The sequence below is a fragment of the Serratia sp. PL7 genome (assembly GCF_945957435.1).
Map to the genome: position 1 here is coordinate 964,734 of NZ_CAMFLB010000001.1, position 18,559 is coordinate 983,292.

Below are 18,559 nucleotides of genomic sequence, written 5' to 3' on the forward strand. Positions count from 1 at the left end.
TTGTCTGAAAATCGGCTGAAGCGAGGCTATTTCGCGTGAAAGCCGCTATTCTTGATTACTTCAGAATTGATAATGGGCAGGATGCGCAGCAATGATTAAACAGGTTTCTTTTTTAGCGGCCTTATTATTTTCCTCAATGGCAAATGCGGGTTTTTATTCAGGCAGCGGTTTGCTGGCGGAATCCGGCGGTTACGTAAAAAATAAAAGCGGTGAAGCCACCGTGGCCGAAGCGCTGAATGGTGGCATGTTTATGGGATACGTCGCCGGCGTATTCGATACCTATTCTATGCAGGGCAATCGCAATATCTGTCCGGCTGCCGGGATGAGCATCGGCGTCGCCGCCGACGCGGTGATGAAGTATTTGAACGAGCACCCAGAGCAACTGCATTATTCCGCTCCGTCGGTGATCATGCTGGCATTAAGCGCTGCCTATCCCTGCGTGCGCCATTAAGTTCCCGTTCCAATTAGTGCGCATTTTTTCATAAGATGCGCTCGGGGCGCATTCCGCACGAACTTCAATAGATCAATGCCTGCTGCGCTGTCACCTTATTCCCGTCGGTATTTCCCGAACGGGTCGGGGAGAGACGCGCAGGAGGTAATATGACCGCATTTCACAGTGCCAACATGATGCTCGACTATCAGGATATCGGCTCAGGGCCGCTCACGCTGGTGCTGTTGCCCGGCTGGTGCGAACCGAAAACCGTGTTCGAGCCGTTCATTGCTTTGGCGGCCGAACGTTATCGGGTGATCAGCATCGACTGGCGGGGCCATGGCCTGTCGTCGAAAGCCGCGGAGATGTCGCTGACGGCGGACGATTTGCTGGAGGATGTGCGCCAACTGCTGACGGCGCTGCGTTTGGATAACGTGGTCACCCTGTCGGTGGCGCACGCCAGCTGGCTGGCGGTAGCGTTGGCTGAAGCGTTGCCGCAGAGGGTGCAGGGCATGGTGTTTCTCGACTGGATCATGACGCAGCCGGAACCGGCGTTCTTTACGGCGGTGAGGCGCATGCAGGAGCCGCAGCAGTGGCTGGCGGCGCGCGACGCCTTGTTCGACTTCTGGCAGGGCGGCATCCGCCACGATCGGGTCAAACGCCATCTGGAGGTTGAGATGGCGCAGGAAGATTACCGGCTCTGGCGTGCCGCCGGCGTGGCCATCGAACAGGCCTATCGGCGATTCGGCTCACCGCTGCAACGCCTGGCGGGAATGAGCGCACCGCCGCCGTGCCGGCACATCTACTCGTTGGATCGCCGTGACGACTATCTGCGGCAACAGCAGGCCTTTGCCGCCGAGCAGCCGTTTTTCTCCGTGGTGCGTCTCGGGGAGGCCCGCACTCACCTCGGCATTCTGGAACGGCCTGACTCGGTGCTGTGGGCTGTGGAGGATTTTTTGGCGCCGTGAACGCCGTCTGAAGGGGGGCACCGCCGATAAAGTGGGTTTCAACACCTTAGAAAGCCTGTATAATACACGGTTCGATCCTGATAAACGTATTATGACCGTTGTGGCTGTTGGCCACGACGGTATCCCCCCGACGCCTGTGAAGGCGACATTAGAGGTTGCTCAATGAGCGAAAAGTTACAGAAAGTATTAGCGCGCGCCGGGCATGGCTCGCGTCGTGAAATCGAAACCATGATTGAAGCCGGGCGCGTCAGCGTCGACGGCAAGGTCGCCAAGCTGGGCGACCGCGTTGAAGTGACCCCGGCGATGAAAATTCGTCTGGATGGCCATGTCCTGTCGATCAAAGAATCCGAAGAGGTGGTTTGCCGGGTGCTGGCTTACTACAAACCGGAAGGCGAGCTGTGTACCCGCAGCGATCCTGAAGGCCGCCCGACGGTGTTCGATCGCTTGCCGAAGCTGCGCGGTTCACGCTGGGTGGCGGTAGGGCGACTGGACGTCAACACCTCCGGTCTGCTGCTGTTCACCACCGATGGCGAACTGGCCAACCGTCTGATGCATCCAAGCCGTGAAGTGGAACGTGAGTACGCGGTACGCGTGTTCGGCCAGGTTGACGATGCGAAAGTGAAGCAGCTGAGCAAGGGCGTGCAATTGGAAGACGGCCCGGCCGCCTTCCGCACTATCAGCTTCCAGGGCGGTGAAGGCCTCAACCAGTGGTACAACGTGACCCTGACCGAAGGCCGCAACCGTGAAGTGCGTCGCCTGTGGGAAGCGGTGGGCGTGCAGGTGAGCCGCCTGATCCGCGTGCGCTACGGCGACATCGATCTGCCGAAAGGCCTGCCGCGCGGCGGCTGGGCGGAACTGGATCTGCCGGCGATCAACTACCTGCGCGAGCTGGTGGAACTGAAGCCGGAAACGGTCAGCAAAATGCCGGTGGAGCGTGAGCGCCGCCGCGTGAAGGCTAACCAGATCCGCCGTGCGGTCAAGCGCCACTCGCAGGTAGCCGGCAGCGGCCGCCGCAGCGCGCCTGGCAGCAAACCGGGTAAACCGGGCAAGCCAAGCAAACGCAGCTAATCCCTCATTCTGGCCCCGTTCGGGGCCAGAACTTTTTGTTACCAATCGATCCCTTGTTGCGCCTTCACGCCTGCGTCGAACGCGTGTTTCACCGGTCGCATCTCCGTGACCGTATCAGCCAGTTCCAATAGATCGCGATGGCAACCGCGCCCGGTCAGGATCACCGTTTGGTGCACCGGGCGCCGTAGGAGCGCTTCCTTCAACTCGTCCAGTTCCAGATAGCCGTAGGTCAGCATGTAGGTCACTTCGTCCAGCAGCACCAGGTCCAGGCTGCTGTCGGCCAGCATGCGTTTACCGTGCTGCCACACCGCCTGGCAGGCGGCGGTGTCGCCGGCCTTGTTCTGCGTCTCCCAGGTGAAACCGGTGGCCATTACCTGAAATTCAACGCCGTGTTGCTGTAGCAGATTCTTTTCGCCATTGGGCCATTCGCCCTTGATGAACTGGATCACCCCGGCGCGCATGCCGTGGCCAACCGCCCGGGTGACGGTGCCGAAGGCGGCGGTGGTTTTACCCTTGCCGTTACCGGTAAACACCAGCAGCAGGCCGCGAGTATCCTGCGCCGCGGCGATGCGCGCATCAACCTGTTCTTTCAGGCGCTGCTGGCGCTGTTGATGACGATCTTCCGCCATGAAACGCTCCTTATTATTCGGCCGCGCCGGGTTTACGATTCGGCTGCGCGTCGAAGCTCATGCCAGTTTTGCGGCGGCTGTCCTCGCCCATCAGATACAGGTACAACGGCATGATATCGGCGGGGGTCTTCAGTTTGTTCTTGTCTTCGTGTGGGAAGGCGGATGCGCGCATTTTGGTGCGGGTGCCACCCGGATTGATGCAGTTCACCCGCAAATTGCGAGTTTTGTACTCGTCGGCCAATACCTGCATCATGCCCTCGGTGGCGAACTTCGACACCGCATAGGCACCCCAGTCTGCGCGGCCGGTACGCCCGACGCTGGAGCTGGTGAACACCAGCGAACCGGCGTGGGATTTCAGCAGCAGTGGCAACAGTGCCTGGGTCAGCATAAAGGTGGCGTTGACGTTAACCTGCATCACCTCTTGCCACATGGTTATCGACAGCTCGGCCATCGGCGCGATGTCGCCGAGCAGGCCGGCGTTGTGCAGCACGCCGTCAAGGCGGGGGATCTGGCTAGCCAGATCGTCGGCTATCTGCCGGCATTGCTCCTGAGTGACGTGCAGCAAGTCCAGCGTCACCACCAAGGCCGGGGCGCCGCCCTGGGCCGCAATTTCTTGTTGTACCGCCAGCAGTTTGCTCTCGGTACGGCCCAGCAGCACCAGTTGGGCACCGAAGCGCGCGTAGGTCAGCGCCGCTTCACGGCCGATGCCGTCACCGGCGCCGGTAACTAAAATGATACGTTGTTCGAGCAGGTCTTGTTTGGGTTGGTAATGCACGATACATCCTCGCCTGGGTGGCTGTTCTCCCGCGAATATCGGGGAGCAAGGGTGAAACGCGCGGCCGGGGCGGGAGCAAAGGCTCGACCGTCTGCGGGCCGCGCAGCGAATCCGTCTCATCGTATTGATGAATAATGGGTGTTATATGCCTTAATCCGCGGGCATTTTCAATGCGTAGCAGGCTGAAATGGCATTCTTTTGTAACAAAAGCGCGGCAGCGGCGGCTTGGTTCGACCGTAAATCGTCCCCATAGTGATGCTCCGTGCGCAATGAATTTTCATTTAGCCGCGACAGCAGCCGCTGCGGTTGGCTAGAATGGAAAGAAGTATACTAACAACCTGTAAATAAAGGCGGAATCTGTGGAGTTTATATCTGTTTATGGCCTGTTTCTGGCCAAGGTCGCCACGGTGGTGCTCGCCATCGCCGCGTTGGCCATATTGGCGGTCAGCCTGGGGCAACGCAAGAGCCGCCAAAAAGGGGAGTTGCAGCTGACCGACCTCGGCGAACAGTATCGCGAGATGCAGCGCGATATGCGCCTGGCGCGCATGGATGCCGCCGAGCAGAAGGTCTGGCTGAAACAGTTCAAGAAGCAGACCAAATCTGATGACAAATTGAAGAAGCAGCGCGCCAAGTCCGGCGCGGTGGAAGTGGCCAAGCCGTGCCTGTATGTGCTGGATTTCAAGGGCAGCATGGACGCGCACGAGGTGACGTCGTTGCGTGAAGAGATCTCGGCGGTGCTGGCGGTGGCGTCGGCGCAGGATGAAGTCCTGCTGCGCCTGGAAAGCCCTGGCGGGGTGGTGCATGGCTATGGCCTGGCGGCCTCGCAGTTGGAGCGCCTGCGCAAGGGCGGCATTCGCCTGACGGTAGCGGTGGATAAAGTGGCGGCCAGCGGCGGCTACATGATGGCCTGCGTCGCGGATCGCATCGTGGCGGCACCGTTCGCCATCATCGGTTCCATCGGCGTGGTGGCGCAGATCCCGAACTTCCACCGCCTGCTGAAAAAGAATGACATCGACGTGGAGCTGCACACCGCCGGGCAGTTCAAACGCACGCTGACGCTGTTCGGTGAAAACACCGAGCAAGGGCGCGAGAAGTTTCGCGAAGATCTGAACGAAACCCACGAACTGTTCAAGCGCTTCGTGCATGAGCAGCGCCCGTCGCTGGATATCGATAGCGTCGCCACCGGTGAGCACTGGTTCGGTTCTCAGGCCAAAGAAAAGGGGCTGATCGACGCCATCGGCACCAGCGACGATTTGCTGATCGCCGAGTTGGATAACCACGAAGTGATCGCCGTGCGCTACACGCGCCGCAAACGCCTGATGGATCGCTTCACCGGCAGCGCGGCGGAAAGCGTCGATCGTTTACTGTTGCGCTGGTGGCAGCGTGGGGAAAAGCCGTTGTTGTAACGGCGATGAGAGCAGGAATCAACGGGGGCCAGGTGCCCCCGTTTTCTTTACTCAATCGACCAGGTGGTATTTTTCCGAAAGCAGATGGGCCAAATGTTTAAACATATTAAATACCGCGGTGGTTTTGGCGGTGGGCAATCCGTCGGCATCCAAAAAGTATTCGCCGCGAAAAACTAAAACGCCGCTTTTTTGTTCAACGTCGGTGGCGAGCATGCCGTGCAGATAATCTTCGTGTTGGCGGATGATGTTATTTGCTTCCGCCAGTAGGGCCTCGCGGCCGATAGGTGCAGTATTCTTGTGCATTTATTAGACTCCAAACAAAAAACGCTGCGCATATTCTAACGCCGGTTCGCTTTTATCCGCAAACCGACTAAGGTTTATTTGCCGTCTGGATGGCCATGGGCGGCCGCCGGTTGGCGAAATCTGCCTTTCCGTGCTAATTAGGTTGCGTGACGCTTTTTATCAGGTACAGTGTGGGATTTTGCGGCGTCGGGTGGAAGGTTTTGTTTACGCCATGAATAAAACTCACACAGCCATACTTCTGGGGCATGGGTGAATAGCAGGCAGGATCAACAACTTGCGTTCAGGTTGAGCAGTTGGGCAACCAAAAGAAAAAAATCTGTTGATCTCTTGCCAGACTGCCGCAATATAAAAAAAGAGACACGAATTGCCGCGGCACGGCGAGATAAAAGACTTCTTTTTAGAAGAAATAAATTAGGTAAAGGTAAATATGGGTAAAGCTCTCGTAATAGTTGAGTCCCCGGCAAAAGCCAAAACTATTAATAAATATTTAGGAAGTGACTACGTGGTGAAGTCCAGCGTCGGTCATATCCGTGATTTGCCGACCAGTGGCTCAGCCAGCAAAAAGAGCGCTGACTCAACCGAAGACAAAGCCAAGAAAAAAGTTAAAAAAGATGAGAAGGCGGCGCTGGTAAATCGCATGGGCGTCGACCCTTACCACGGCTGGAAAGCGCATTATGAAATCCTGCCGGGTAAAGAAAAAGTGGTCGCCGAGTTAAAATCGTTGGCGGAAAACGCCGACCACATTTATCTCGCAACCGACCTTGACCGCGAAGGGGAAGCCATCGCCTGGCACCTGCGGGAAGTGATCGGTGGGGATGACAAACGCTTTAGCCGCGTGGTGTTTAACGAAATCACCAAAAACGCAATCCAACAGGCGTTCAAACAGCCGGGCGAGCTGAACATTGACCGCGTCAACGCGCAGCAGGCACGCCGGTTTATGGACCGCGTGGTGGGCTATATGGTCTCGCCGCTGCTGTGGAAGAAAATCGCCCGCGGCCTGTCCGCCGGCCGCGTGCAGTCGGTGGCGGTGCGTCTGGTGGTTGAGCGCGAACGAGACATCAAGGCGTTCGTGCCGGAAGAGTATTGGGAGCTGCATGCCGATCTGCTGGCGAAGGGTGAAACCGCGCTGCAGATGGAAGTGACTCACGCGCACGACAAACCGTTCAAGCCGGTCAACCGCGAGCAGACTCACGCCGCGGTCAAGCTGCTGGAAAAAGCCCGTTATACGGTGCTGGATCGCGAAGATAAACCGACCAGCAGCAAGCCGGGCGCGCCTTTCATTACCTCCACGCTGCAACAGGCCGCCAGCACCCGCCTGAGCTTCGGCGTGAAGAAAACCATGATGATGGCGCAACGGCTGTATGAAGCCGGCCACATCACCTATATGCGTACCGATTCCACCAACCTGAGCCAGGATGCGCTCAACATGGTGCGTGGCTACATCGGCGACAACTTCGGCGACAAATACCTGCCGAAGGCGCCGAATCAGTACAGCAGCAAAGAGAATTCGCAGGAAGCGCACGAAGCGATCCGTCCTTCGGACGTGAACGTGCTCGCCGAGCAGTTGAAAGACATGGAGGCGGACGCGCAGAAGCTGTATCAGCTGATCTGGCGCCAGTTCGTTGCCTGCCAGATGACACCGGCGCAATACGATTCCACCACGCTGACGGTGAAAGCCGGCGATTATCAACTGCGCGCCAAGGGCCGTACGCTGCGCTTTGACGGCTGGACCAAGGTGATGCCGGCGCTGCGCAAGGGCGATGAAGATCGCACTCTGCCATACGTCGAAATCGGCAGCGAACTTGATCTGCAGAAACTGATCCCAAGCCAGCACTTTACCAAGCCGCCGGCGCGCTACAGCGAAGCCTCACTGGTGAAAGAGCTGGAAAAACGCGGTATCGGCCGTCCGTCCACCTACGCCTCCATCATTTCGACCATTCAGGATCGCGGTTATGTGCGGGTGGAAAGCCGCCGCTTCTATGCCGAGAAAATGGGCGAGATCGTCACCGATCGCCTGGAAGAGAACTTCCGCGAGCTGATGAACTATGACTTCACCGCGCGTATGGAAGACGGCCTTGATGAGGTCGCCAACAACCAGGCCGAGTGGAAAGCGGTGTTGGACGAATTCTTCGTCGACTTCAGCGAGCAGCTGGAAACGGCGGAGAAGGATCCGGAAGAAGGTGGCATGCGGCCTAACCAGATGGTGATGACCAGCATTGACTGCCCGACCTGCGGCCGCAAGATGGGCATCCGTACCGCCAGCACCGGTGTGTTCCTCGGCTGTTCCGGCTACGCGCTGCCGCCGAAGGAGCGTTGCAAAACCACCATCAACCTGGTGCCTGAAGCGGAAGTGCTCAACATCCTCGAAGGCGACGACGCGGAAACCAACGCGCTGCGCGCACGCCGCCGCTGCCAGAAATGCGGTACGGCGATGGACAGCTATCTGATCGACAACCAGCGTAAGCTGCACGTCTGCGGTAACAACCCGGCGTGTGACGGTTATGAGATCGAAGAGGGCGAGTTCCGTCTGAAAGGCTATGACGGCCCGGTGGTGGAGTGCGACAAATGCGGCTCGGAAATGCACCTGAAAATGGGGCGCTTCGGCAAGTACATGGGCTGCACCAACGAGAACTGCAAAAACACCCGTAAGATCCTGCGTAACGGCGATGTCGCGCCGCCGAAGGAAGATCCGGTACCGTTGCCAGAGCTGCCGTGCGAGAAGTCCGACGCCTATTTCGTGCTGCGTGACGGCGCTGCCGGCGTGTTCCTGGCGGCCAATACCTTCCCTAAATCGCGCGAAACCCGTGCGCCGCTGGTGGAAGAGCTGGCTCGCTTCAAGGATCGCTTGCCGGAGAAGCTGCGCTATCTGGCCGATGCGCCGGTGGCGGATGCCGAAGGCAATAAAACGCTGGTGCGTTTCAGCCGTAAAACCAAACAGCAGTACGTCTCTTCTGAAAAAGACGGCAAGGCGACCGGTTGGTCTGCGTTCTACGTGGACGGCAAGTGGGTCGAAGGCAAGAAGTAAGGCCGATGCCCTGCCTGCAAGATGAAAAACCAGCCCTGGCGGCTGGTTTTTTATTGGTGAAAAGGGGCAAACGGATCTATCCTTTGCTGTTTTTATCCCTCCGTTACCGTCGTTTCACGTTGATACCAATGCAAAATAATCGTTATCATAGTGTGACGCGGATCTATACTTGAAGCTGCAACGTGGTATAGTGGTTATATAAAAAGTTTTTTTATTATTAAAGCTTATTAACAACGGCGCTTTCTTCACCATCAGGGTAGAACACGGTGTTTATGGCTTGTGAGTTTCAGCATACCGGGGCGACACCGATATACCTGGCTGCGGGTAAGCCGCAGTGTTTAACCTAGGATGGTATAAGATATGAAATTGCAGCAGCTTCGTTACATTGTGGAAGTGGTTAACCACAACCTGAATGTCTCCTCGACGGCAGAAGGGCTCTATACCTCGCAACCCGGCATCAGTAAACAGGTGCGCATGCTCGAAGATGAGCTGGGCATCCAGATTTTCGCCCGCAGCGGCAAGCACCTGACCCAGGTCACCCCCGCCGGCCAGGAAATCATTCGCATCGCGCGTGAAGTATTGTCCAAAGTGGACGCCATCAAAGCCGTTGCCGGTGAACACACTTACCCGGACAAAGGCTCGCTGTACGTCGCCACCACGCATACGCAGGCTCGCTACGCCTTGCCCAACGTGATCAAGGGCTTTATCGAGCGTTACCCGCGCGTCTCGCTGCACATGCACCAGGGGTCGCCGACGCAGATCGCCGAAGCGGTCTCCAAGGGCACCGCCGATTTCGCCATCGCCACCGAAGCGCTGCACCTGTACGACGATCTCATCATGCTGCCGTGCTACCACTGGAACCGTGCGGTGGTGGTGAAGCCCGATCATCCTTTGGCGGGCAAAAGCAGCATCAGCATTGAAGAACTGGCGGCTTACCCGATCGTCACTTACACCTTCGGCTTTACCGGCCGCTCGGAGCTGGACACCGCCTTCAACCGCGCCGGCCTGACGCCGCGCATCGTCTTTACCGCCACCGACGCCGACGTGATCAAAACCTATGTGCGTCTGGGACTGGGGGTGGGGGTGATCGCCAGCATGGCGGTGGATCCAGTGCAGGATCCGGATCTGGTGACGGTGGATGCGCGCGATATCTTCACCTACAGCACCACCAAGATCGGCTTCCGCCGCAGCACCTTCCTGCGCAGCTACATGTACGACTTTATTCAGCGCTTCGCGCCGCACCTGACGCGCGACGTGGTCGACAGCGCGGTGGCGTTGCGTTCCAACGAAGAGATTGAAGCGATGTTCAAGGACATCAAGCTGCCGATTAAATAGCCGCCAGCGTTGACGACATCAAACAACACCCGGACAGGCCTGCGCCTCTCCGGGTTTTTTATGCGTAAAACCCTGCGCCATAACACACCCCATTCGCAAGCTGCGCTAATCCAATCTTGGTTGGGGGAACGCGTTATGGCGCTTTAACGTCAGACCGACTCCCTCTGTCATTTCCACTAAGTTTCTGAATAATGCCCATTCTGGCTTAAGACAGCTTATGTCTTCCTTGTTAGGAATCATCTGAAAACAAAGTGTTTTTGTTCTGGCAAAGAGTTTTTTTTCTCTCGGAAGTTAAAGTAATGCTAACCAATTGCCAGCGGAGCCGCTTATCTCATGACCAGCCGTATCTCTGTTCAATTGCCCGTTGAGGGCCTGCTTTTTTGGAAGCTGGCGGGCCGTGAGGCCTTGTCCGAGCCGTTTGCGCTTACGCTGACCTTGCTGGGCCGGGATGCCCGCATTAATCGCAGCGAGCTGTTGGGGCAACCGGTCACGGTGAATCTACCGACGGGACTGCTGTCAGCGGATCGCCATATCAATGGCAAAGTGACCCGCGTTGCCGTCAGTGCCGTCGAATTAAGTGGCACGCGTTATGCTGTGTATACGCTGACGGTGGAATCGGATCTATGGCCGATGAAGCGGGATCGCAATCTGCGCATCTTCCAGGGCCAGACGGTGCCGCAAACGGTGCATGCTTTGCTCAGCGAATATCAGGTTAACGTAGAGGATAAACTCACCGGTCGCTATCGGGTGTGGGATTACTGTGTTCAGTATCAGGAGAGCAGTCTCGATTTTATCAGCCGCCTCATGGAGCTGGAGGGTATTGTTTACCATTTTCGCCATGAGGCGGGCCGCCACACGCTGGTGCTGACGGATGCGGCAGGGCAGTATCAGCCGTTTAGCGGCTACGAGACGATTCCTTACCATCAGACTCCGTCTGGCGGCAGCACCCTCGAGCAGGGCATCGGCCAATGGGCACCGGAAGACAGCGTAACGCCGGGCATTTACGGTTTGGACGACTATGACTTTCGCAAACCGAACGCCTGGCTGTTCCAGGCTCGCCAAAACCCGGCCTCGCCGATGCCGGGCAGCATCGACGTCTACGATTGGCCGGGCCGCTATGTCGAGCACGCCGATGGAGAATTCTACGCACGCGTGCGCCAGGAACGCTGGCAGGTGGAACATCAGCAGGTACATGGCACAGCAACGGCGATCGGAATCGCGCCGGGCTATACCTTTACCCTGATCAACGCCCCGTTTTTCAGCGATAACGGCGAATACCTGACGACGGCCGCCGATTATACGTTCTCCGAGAACCGCTACGCCAGCGGCGAAGAAGGAGAGACGATTCATCGCATCGACTTTACGGTTATCCCGGCTGCTACCGTCTTTCGTCCGCTGACGGTGACGCCGTGGCCGCGCACCTATGGCCCGCAAACGGCCAAGGTGGTGGGGCCCGTCGGCGAGAATATCTGGACGGACAAATACGGCCGGATAAAAGTGAAGTTTCACTGGGATCGCCGCGCCAAAGGGGATGATACCAGTTCGTGCTGGGTGAGGGTCTCGAGTGCCTGGGCGGGGCAAGGGTTCGGTTCGGTACAGATACCGCGCGTCGGCGATGAAGTGGTGGTGGACTTTATCAATGGCGATCCGGATCGGCCGATTGTCACCGGGCGCGTCTACAATGAAGCGAGCATGCCGCCGTGGGTGTTGCCGGCGGCGGCTACGCAAATGGGCTTTATGACTCGCAGTAAGGACGGAAGCCGGGATAACGCCAGCTATCTGTTTTTCGAAGATAAGGTGGGCAGCGAGGCCGTGGAACTGCACTCCGAAAAGGATATGAAGGTTTCGGTGGAAAATGACCAGCAGGTCAATATTGACGGTAACCGGACGACAACTATCCTCAAGCAACAGCAAGACGAAGTGACGGGCAATGCCACCTTCCATTACAAGAGCCAGCGCACCACCACGGTGGATAAAAAAGAAACCGGCTATTTTAATGGCGGTGTCGCTACGGAGATCAAGGCAGGGCGGACGTTCGACATTAAGGACGGCGGTGACAAGGTAACGATCAAAGGCGACCGTACCAGCGATATCGACGGGAATGAAAGCCACCATGTCTCCGGCAAACTGACTGAGACCCTGGATAAAGGGCGGGACGTTACGATCGGCGCTGGCGGCCATAAAGAGAACATCACGGGGGGCGTTACCAGCGAGATCAAGGGCGGCGTCAACGAAACGATCAAAGACGGCGTTACCACCAATATCAATAGCGGCGACTGGACGCAAAACGTCAACGCGGGAACCATTACGATTTACAGCCCGCATCAGATCAAAATTGTCAGCGGCGAAAAGATCAGCATCGAAGCGCCGGAGTCCGTGTTCAATCCCAAGCTGCACAGCCTGACCGTGACTGCCTTCAGTGAAAGCATTACCGGTAATAGCGTATCGGCATCGGCGATAGCCAGCAGCATCGTTGGCGTGTCCAACGGCCTGACGGGGCTATCCAATTCTTATAAGCTGAAAGAGTTTTCAAAGACGGCGTTCAAAACGGAAACGAACGGGGTGGTGGTGAATGTCGAGGTGACCAATATCAGCAACAGAACGCTGAATGTAACGAATAACTCATTGTTTATAATTACATAAAATGGAGCAGCACGCTTATGTCTCTGGCTGATATGTCGAAGTACTTCCTGTATGCGGGGATCGCCACCCCTGTCGTGATGGGCATTTTCTTTTACTGTATTTTTAAAAACAACGGCGGTAACTCGACCGAGATGTCTGCAGTTAAAAACTATCTCAACAAGGACAGCTGGCAAGGTGAAATTATCGCCTCACACCTCGAATCCTGTCGGCAAACCAACACTCGATATGGCAATGACTTTTTCTTTGACGTTGATTTTTATCTCCCGGGCGACACCCGACTCCACACTGCCAAGGCCCTGGTTCAACCAGGCCAGATGCATCTACTGCGCAAAGGGATGGACATCAAGGTAAAGAAGGGGCGTAAGAATCAGCTGGCGGTTGTGGAGATGGATTTCCCCGCTGAGCTGTTGTAGCTAACCTTTCCCTGCCAAAGCGCCGCATCGTTGCGGCGTTTTTGTTGGCGTATTGCCTAACCCCTTGGCTGGGCTCGCACTTCCTTTCGGCTGATTGTTCCCACCTATCGTTGTGATCAAATCGTGTTGTTATCAAAACGTTAACTTATCTTTGTGGTATCTTTAAACAAGACCTCACTGATTACCCTGTTTTAGTCACAATAAGAAATGGAGGAGCTATGTCGTCCGATCTTCGTGAAACAAGTCTGGATAAGCTGGTTGCGCTGAATAGCGAATATTACTACTACAGTCTGCCGCTGGCGGCGAAGCAGCTGGGTGATATCGACCGGTTGCCGAAATCAATGAAAGTGCTGTTGGAGAACCTGCTGCGCCATGTGGATGGCGATACCGTGCAGGTTGACGACCTCAAGGCCATCGTCGCCTGGCTGCAAACCGGCCATGCTGACCGTGAGATCGCCTATCGTCCGGCGCGCGTGCTGATGCAGGATTTTACCGGCGTTCCGGCGGTGGTAGATCTGGCCGCGATGCGCGAAGCGGTACGGCGACTGGGCGGCAACGTCGACCAGGTGAATCCGCTGTCGCCGGTGGATCTGGTGATTGACCACTCGGTTACCGTCGATGAATTTGGCGACGATAACGCCTTCGAAGACAACGTGCGTATCGAAATGCAGCGCAACCACGAGCGCTACACCTTCCTGCGCTGGGGGCAGAAAGCCTTCAACCGCTTCCGCGTGGTGCCACCGGGCACCGGCATCTGCCACCAGGTCAACCTCGAATACCTCGGCCAAACGGTCTGGCACAGCGACGAAAGCGGCCGCCGCGTGGCTTATCCGGATACGCTGGTGGGCACCGATTCCCACACCACCATGATCAACGGCCTGGGCATTCTCGGCTGGGGCGTCGGCGGTATCGAAGCGGAAGCGGCGATGCTGGGCCAGCCGGTGTCGATGCTGATCCCGGACGTGGTCGGCTTTAAGCTGACCGGCAAGCTCCGTGAGGGCATTACCGCCACCGACCTGGTGCTGACGGTGACTCAAATGCTGCGTAAGCATGGCGTGGTCGGCAAGTTCGTCGAGTTTTACGGAGATGGGCTGGCCGATCTGCCGCTGGCGGACCGGGCAACCATCGCCAATATGTCGCCGGAGTTCGGCGCCACCTGCGGTTTCTTCCCGGTGGATGACGTTACGCTCGGCTATATGAAGCTCAGCGGCCGCAGCGCCGAACAAATCGCGCTGGTGGAAGCCTACGCCAAAGCGCAGGGCATGTGGCGCAACCCGGGTGATGAACCGGTCTTCACCAGCTCGCTGGCGCTGGACATGTCAACCGTGGAAGCCAGCCTCGCCGGGCCAAAGCGCCCGCAGGATCGCGTTGCGCTGCCGAATGTGCCGCAGGCGTTCAAGGCCGCCACCGAGCTGGATATCGGGGGACACAAGGCCAATACCGACAGCAAAACCTTCACGCTGGACGGGCAGCAGCACGAACTGCGCGACGGCGCGGTAGTGATCGCGGCGATCACCTCTTGCACCAACACCTCCAACCCGAGCGTCATGATGGCGGCCGGCCTGCTGGCGAAAAACGCCGTCAAGAAAGGGCTACGCAGCAAACCCTGGGTAAAAACCTCGCTGGCGCCGGGTTCCAAAGTGGTGACCGACTACTTTGACAGTGCCAAACTCACCGCCTATCTGGAAGAACTGGGGTTCAACCTGGTGGGATATGGCTGTACCACCTGTATCGGCAACTCCGGGCCGCTGCCGGATCCCATCGAGCAGGCGATCAAAGAGGGCGATCTGACCGTGGGCGCGGTGCTGTCGGGCAACCGTAACTTCGAAGGGCGCATCCACCCGCTGGTGAAAACCAACTGGCTGGCCTCGCCGCCGCTGGTAGTGGCTTATGCGCTGGCGGGCAGCATGAAGATCGATCTGACCAAAGAGCCGCTGGGCGAGGGTAATGACGGCCAGCCGGTCTATTTGAAGGACATCTGGCCGAGCAGCCAGGACATCGCTCAGGCGGTGGAAGAAGTGCGCACCGAGATGTTCCACAAGGAATATGGTGAAGTGTTCGATGGCGACGCCAACTGGCAGGCGATCCAGGTGACCGGTTCGGCGACCTATCAATGGCAGGAGGATTCTACCTATATCCGCCATCCTCCGTTCTTCAGCACCATGAAGGTGAAGCCGGATCCGGTGCAGGACATCAAGGACGCGCGCATTCTGGCGATTCTGGCCGACTCGGTGACCACCGACCACATCTCGCCGGCGGGTAACATCAAGCGCGACAGCCCGGCGGGGCGTTATCTGAGCGAGCACGGCGTGGCGCCGCAGGATTTTAACTCCTACGGTTCACGCCGCGGCAACCACGAAGTGATGATGCGCGGCACCTTCGCCAACATCCGCATTCGCAACGAAATGGTGCCGGGCGTCGAAGGCGGCTATACCCGCCATATTCCGTCGCAACAGCAGCTATCTATCTACGACGCCGCCATGCAGTACCAGCAGGAGAAAGTGCCGCTGGCGGTGATCGCCGGTAAAGAGTACGGTTCCGGCTCCAGTCGCGACTGGGCGGCGAAGGGGCCGCGCCTGCTGGGCGTGCGGGTGGTGATAGCCGAATCCTTCGAGCGCATTCACCGCTCAAACCTGATTGGCATGGGGATTTTGCCGCTGGAGTTCCCGCAAGGGGTGACGCGCAAAACCCTGGGGCTGACCGGGGATGAGCAGATCAGCGTTGGCGGCCTGCAACAGCTGCAGCCGGGCCAGACGGTGCCGGTGCATATCACCTATGCCGACGGGCGCAAGGAAGTGGTCGACACCCGTTGCCGCATCGATACCGGCAATGAGCTGACCTACTACGAAAACGACGGTATCCTGCACTATGTGATCAGGAAAATGCTGTAATTAAGCAATAAAAAGGGCGCCGCGAGGCGCCCTGATTGTTTCCACCGCGGTAGCGATCACTTCTGGTCGAGCAAATGGCCCATTTTGGCGGCCTTGGTGGCCAGATAGCGTTCGTTCTTCGGATTGCGGCCGACGATCAGCGGCACGCGCTCGCTGATATTGATACCGGCTTCGGTCAGGATCTCGACCTTTTTCGGGTTGTTGGTCAGCAAACGCACCGCGTCGACGCCCAGCAGTTTGAACATATCGGCGCACAGGGTGAAGTCGCGCTCGTCGGCGGCGAAGCCGAGCTGATGGTTAGCTTCCACGGTGTCTGCGCCCTTATCCTGCAGGGCGTAGGCGCGGATCTTGTTCAACAGGCCGATATTGCGGCCCTCCTGGCGATGATAAAGCAGGATGCCGCGGCCTTCTTCGGCGATCTGTTCCAGTGCGGCTTCGAGTTGAAAACCGCAGTCGCAGCGCAGGCTGAATAAGGCGTCACCGGTCAGACATTCGGAATGCACGCGTGCGAGTATCGGCACTTCGCCGGAAATATCACCGAATACCAGTGCCAGATGGTCATGCCCGGTCGCCAGTTCTTCGAATCCTACCATCAGGAAATCGCCCCAAGGTGTCGGCAGTTTAGCCTCTGCCACCCGTTTAAGCTGCATGTCATTCTCCACAAAAACCTACGATTCAATCATTGTCGCGCATCCTAAGTCCGGTTCAGTGAATTGACCAAGACTAAAACGTGCTACGCCGATCTCTATTTCGTTAATTATCGGCTATTTTGCCACAACTTCTTGCCGGGCGGTGCTCAGCAAACCAGCAGATGGCGTTTTCTGGCCACCTATTATTGCGATAGGTTGCCTATCTGTTTAATTTTTCGCGTGTTATCAATATTGCACTCTTGTTACACTGCAGCCTGATTCACGCAGAGGAAAACGGGAATGTATGAGATAGCAAAACGCACGGCGGGCGGCGCGCTGCTGCTGCTGTTGATGCCGCTGATAGTATGGGCATCCGGCTGGCACTGGCAGCCTGGCGGCAATGATCGGCTGCTCAAAGCGCTGTACTGGGTGACCGAAACCGTGACCTCGCCGTGGGGTATTCTGACCAGCGCTATCCTTTGCGGCTGGTTTTTGTGGTGCCTGCGCTTTCGGTTGAAGGCGGCCATCGGTCTGGCAATCCTGCTTTCCGCCGCGTTGGTGATTGGGCAGGGGGTCAAATCGTTGATCAAGGATCGGGTGCAAGAACCGCGACCGTTTGTGGTATGGCTCGAGCAAACCCACGGTGTGGACGGAAAATATTTCTATTCGCTGCACCGCAAAGAGCGCAGCGCGCTGGTGCGCGAGCAGTTGCAAGAGCAGACGCTGGTGCCGAACTGGCTGCGCAAGCACTGGCAGTTTGAAACCGGCTTCGCTTTCCCGTCGGGGCATACGATGTTCGCCGCCACCTGGGCACTGTTGGGCGTAGGGCTGCTGTGGCCGCGCCGCCATTATAAAACTGTCGCGCTGCTGATGGTGTGGGCAACGGGTGTGATGGGCAGCCGTCTGCTGCTGGGCATGCACTGGCCGCGCGATCTGGCAATGGCCACGTTGATCAGTTGGTTGCTGGTGGTGATCACCTGCTGGCTGGCGCAGCGCTGGTTCGGTCCGCTGACGCCGCCGCAAGAGCAGCAGGAAATCGCGGCGCGCAAGCCGGAATAATCACTTCTTTCACAGGCGCCGTTCAGGCGCCTGCCACCAAGACCTTAATGCCCACCTTTTCAAATGCCTGCAGTGCGGAATCGCTAATTCCGTTGTCGGTAATCAAATAGTCGATATGCTGCCAGTCACAAGGCAGCGCAAACATTGAAACCTTATCGATCTTGCTTGAGTCGGCCACCACATACACCGTGTTGGCTGCATTGATCATCGCCATTTTCAGTTTGATGTCGGTTTCGCTTGGGAAACTGAGCCCGTGGCGGGGCGAGATGCAGGCCGTCGCGAGGAACAGCTTTTGCGCCAGCACGTTTTCGAAGAAGCTGGCGGCTTTGTCCCCGGAGGTGGAGAGCGTGGGGAATTTGAATGAGCCCCCGGTCAGCAAAATATTCACACCCGGTTCGCCGCCCAGCTGCAGTGCAATATTGACGCCGGTGGTGATAACGGACAGTTTCTTTATGTGATTCAGGTGATTGGCGATAGCCGTGGTGGTGGTGCCTGAATCAAGAATGATGGTGTCGCCGGGCTCGATAAAACCGGCGGCGAGCTTGCCGATGCGATCTTTGGCGGTCAGGTTAACCTGGCGTTCCAGCAGCATGGCATGAGTATTTTGCTTGCCATCAACCAGAGTTGCACCACCGTGGAAGCGCTGCACATAGCCTTGCTGCTGCAGGACGCGCAGATCGGTACGAATGGTCGCCTCGGTCAGCTTGAAGGTATCGGTAAGCATTTTGACCGTCGCCGAGCCGTCTTCGCGGATCATGTCGAGGATCTTTTCGCGCCGTTGCTGCATTTCCGCCAGCTGTTCGCTTTTGCTTTTCAATCGAAAGACTCCTGCACCTGTCAGTTCCCGCCGCGCGGTTTGCCACGGCCACTCCTTATTGATGCGCTGAATTTTAGCTCGCGATTATTGATAAAGCCACGGATAAACCCGGTTAAGCAGTATTTATTTTTATTCGAAAATCATTGGCATCCGATGAAATCAACGGTA

Annotated in this window: 15 protein-coding genes; 10 read left to right on the top strand and 5 right to left on the bottom strand. The window is 57.5% G+C overall.

Features of this window, described 5'->3' with window-relative positions; all coding sequences use genetic code 11:
* Positions 1 to 91 precede the first annotated feature (91 nt).
* The 3 genes from N6G83_RS04600 to rluB all read left to right on the top strand — a co-directional run bounded on the left by N6G83_RS04600 (position 92) and on the right by rluB (position 2,466).
* Entirely contained in the window at positions 92 to 451 is a 360-nt protein-coding gene (locus tag N6G83_RS04600; protein ID WP_025303044.1) for a Rap1a/Tai family immunity protein, read from the top strand.
* A 149-nt stretch (positions 452 to 600) separates the two neighbouring features.
* Positions 601 to 1,398, top strand: coding sequence for an alpha/beta fold hydrolase (locus tag N6G83_RS04605; protein WP_260514785.1), 798 nt, complete (start codon positions 601 to 603; stop codon positions 1,396 to 1,398).
* Positions 1,399 to 1,560: 162 nt separating this feature from the next.
* Positions 1,561 to 2,466 carry a 23S rRNA pseudouridine(2605) synthase RluB gene (gene rluB, locus N6G83_RS04610; protein WP_025303042.1) on the top strand — a complete coding sequence of 302 codons (906 nt, stop codon included), beginning with the start codon at positions 1,561 to 1,563 and terminating at the stop codon, positions 2,464 to 2,466.
* Between the two features lie 38 nt (positions 2,467 to 2,504).
* Here rluB and cobO read toward each other — a convergent pair whose 3' ends face one another.
* Positions 2,505 to 3,095 (bottom strand): cob(I)yrinic acid a,c-diamide adenosyltransferase, encoded by a 591-nt coding sequence (gene cobO / locus N6G83_RS04615; protein WP_025303041.1) that lies wholly within the window; start codon positions 3,093 to 3,095, stop codon positions 2,505 to 2,507.
* Positions 3,096 to 3,108: 13 nt separating this feature from the next.
* On the bottom strand, positions 3,109 to 3,870 hold the full coding sequence (locus N6G83_RS04620; protein ID WP_260514787.1) for a YciK family oxidoreductase: 762 nt from the start codon (positions 3,868 to 3,870) through the stop codon (positions 3,109 to 3,111).
* Between the two features lie 359 nt (positions 3,871 to 4,229).
* Here N6G83_RS04620 and sohB point away from each other — a divergent pair, with 359 nt between their 5' ends.
* On the top strand, positions 4,230 to 5,276 hold the full coding sequence (gene sohB, locus N6G83_RS04625; protein ID WP_004930703.1) for a protease SohB: 1,047 nt from the start codon (positions 4,230 to 4,232) through the stop codon (positions 5,274 to 5,276).
* A gap of 51 nt (positions 5,277 to 5,327) precedes the next feature.
* Here the strand turns inward: sohB and N6G83_RS04630 are convergent, their stop codons facing one another.
* Positions 5,328 to 5,579 (bottom strand): YciN family protein, encoded by a 252-nt coding sequence (locus N6G83_RS04630; protein ID WP_025303039.1) that lies wholly within the window; start codon positions 5,577 to 5,579, stop codon positions 5,328 to 5,330.
* A gap of 427 nt (positions 5,580 to 6,006) precedes the next feature.
* On the opposite strand from N6G83_RS04630, the gene topA reads away from it, so the two are divergent.
* The 5 genes from topA (at position 6,007) to acnA (ending at position 15,886) form a co-directional block, all read left to right on the top strand.
* On the top strand, positions 6,007 to 8,604 hold the full coding sequence (topA, locus tag N6G83_RS04635; protein WP_004930691.1) for a type I DNA topoisomerase: 2,598 nt from the start codon (positions 6,007 to 6,009) through the stop codon (positions 8,602 to 8,604).
* A gap of 360 nt (positions 8,605 to 8,964) precedes the next feature.
* Positions 8,965 to 9,939, top strand: coding sequence for an HTH-type transcriptional regulator CysB (gene cysB, locus N6G83_RS04640; protein ID WP_004930690.1), 975 nt, complete (start codon positions 8,965 to 8,967; stop codon positions 9,937 to 9,939).
* Between the two features lie 333 nt (positions 9,940 to 10,272).
* On the top strand, positions 10,273 to 12,582 hold the full coding sequence (locus N6G83_RS04645) for a type VI secretion system Vgr family protein (RefSeq protein ID WP_260514788.1): 2,310 nt from the start codon (positions 10,273 to 10,275) through the stop codon (positions 12,580 to 12,582).
* 17 nt (positions 12,583 to 12,599) lie between these two features.
* Entirely contained in the window at positions 12,600 to 12,995 is a 396-nt protein-coding gene (locus tag N6G83_RS04650) for a hypothetical protein (RefSeq protein WP_043142513.1), read from the top strand.
* A gap of 218 nt (positions 12,996 to 13,213) precedes the next feature.
* Complete coding sequence (gene acnA, locus N6G83_RS04655; protein ID WP_127145975.1) at positions 13,214 to 15,886, top strand: aconitate hydratase AcnA; 2,673 nt, start codon at positions 13,214 to 13,216, stop codon at positions 15,884 to 15,886.
* A 56-nt stretch (positions 15,887 to 15,942) separates the two neighbouring features.
* On the opposite strand, the gene ribA is transcribed toward acnA, so the two are convergent.
* Positions 15,943 to 16,536, bottom strand: coding sequence for a GTP cyclohydrolase II (ribA, locus tag N6G83_RS04660; protein WP_260514789.1), 594 nt, complete (start codon positions 16,534 to 16,536; stop codon positions 15,943 to 15,945).
* 279 nt (positions 16,537 to 16,815) lie between these two features.
* Between ribA and pgpB the strand changes: the two genes are divergently transcribed.
* The gene (gene pgpB / locus N6G83_RS04665; protein ID WP_260514790.1) at positions 16,816 to 17,574 is read left to right on the top strand and encodes a phosphatidylglycerophosphatase B; all 759 of its coding nucleotides are present in this window, start codon (positions 16,816 to 16,818) and stop codon (positions 17,572 to 17,574) included.
* Positions 17,575 to 17,596: 22 nt separating this feature from the next.
* Here pgpB and N6G83_RS04670 read toward each other — a convergent pair whose 3' ends face one another.
* Complete coding sequence (locus N6G83_RS04670) at positions 17,597 to 18,391, bottom strand: DeoR/GlpR family DNA-binding transcription regulator (protein WP_089180979.1); 795 nt, start codon at positions 18,389 to 18,391, stop codon at positions 17,597 to 17,599.
* Positions 18,392 to 18,559 lie beyond the last annotated feature (168 nt).

Coding starts and splice junctions, on each gene's coding strand:
- N6G83_RS04630 (WP_025303039.1), bottom strand. CDS start 5,579: ATGCACAAGAATACTGCACCTATCGGCCGCGAGGCCCTACTGGCGGAA.
- cobO (WP_025303041.1), bottom strand. CDS start 3,095: ATGGCGGAAGATCGTCATCAACAGCGCCAGCAGCGCCTGAAAGAACAG.
- cysB (WP_004930690.1), top strand. CDS start 8,965: ATGAAATTGCAGCAGCTTCGTTACATTGTGGAAGTGGTTAACCACAAC.
- rluB (WP_025303042.1), top strand. CDS start 1,561: ATGAGCGAAAAGTTACAGAAAGTATTAGCGCGCGCCGGGCATGGCTCG.
- pgpB (WP_260514790.1), top strand. CDS start 16,816: ATGTATGAGATAGCAAAACGCACGGCGGGCGGCGCGCTGCTGCTGCTG.
- ribA (WP_260514789.1), bottom strand. CDS start 16,536: ATGCAGCTTAAACGGGTGGCAGAGGCTAAACTGCCGACACCTTGGGGC.
- acnA (WP_127145975.1), top strand. CDS start 13,214: ATGTCGTCCGATCTTCGTGAAACAAGTCTGGATAAGCTGGTTGCGCTG.
- N6G83_RS04600 (WP_025303044.1), top strand. CDS start 92: ATGATTAAACAGGTTTCTTTTTTAGCGGCCTTATTATTTTCCTCAATG.
- N6G83_RS04645 (WP_260514788.1), top strand. CDS start 10,273: ATGACCAGCCGTATCTCTGTTCAATTGCCCGTTGAGGGCCTGCTTTTT.
- topA (WP_004930691.1), top strand. CDS start 6,007: ATGGGTAAAGCTCTCGTAATAGTTGAGTCCCCGGCAAAAGCCAAAACT.
- N6G83_RS04605 (WP_260514785.1), top strand. CDS start 601: ATGACCGCATTTCACAGTGCCAACATGATGCTCGACTATCAGGATATC.
- N6G83_RS04650 (WP_043142513.1), top strand. CDS start 12,600: ATGTCTCTGGCTGATATGTCGAAGTACTTCCTGTATGCGGGGATCGCC.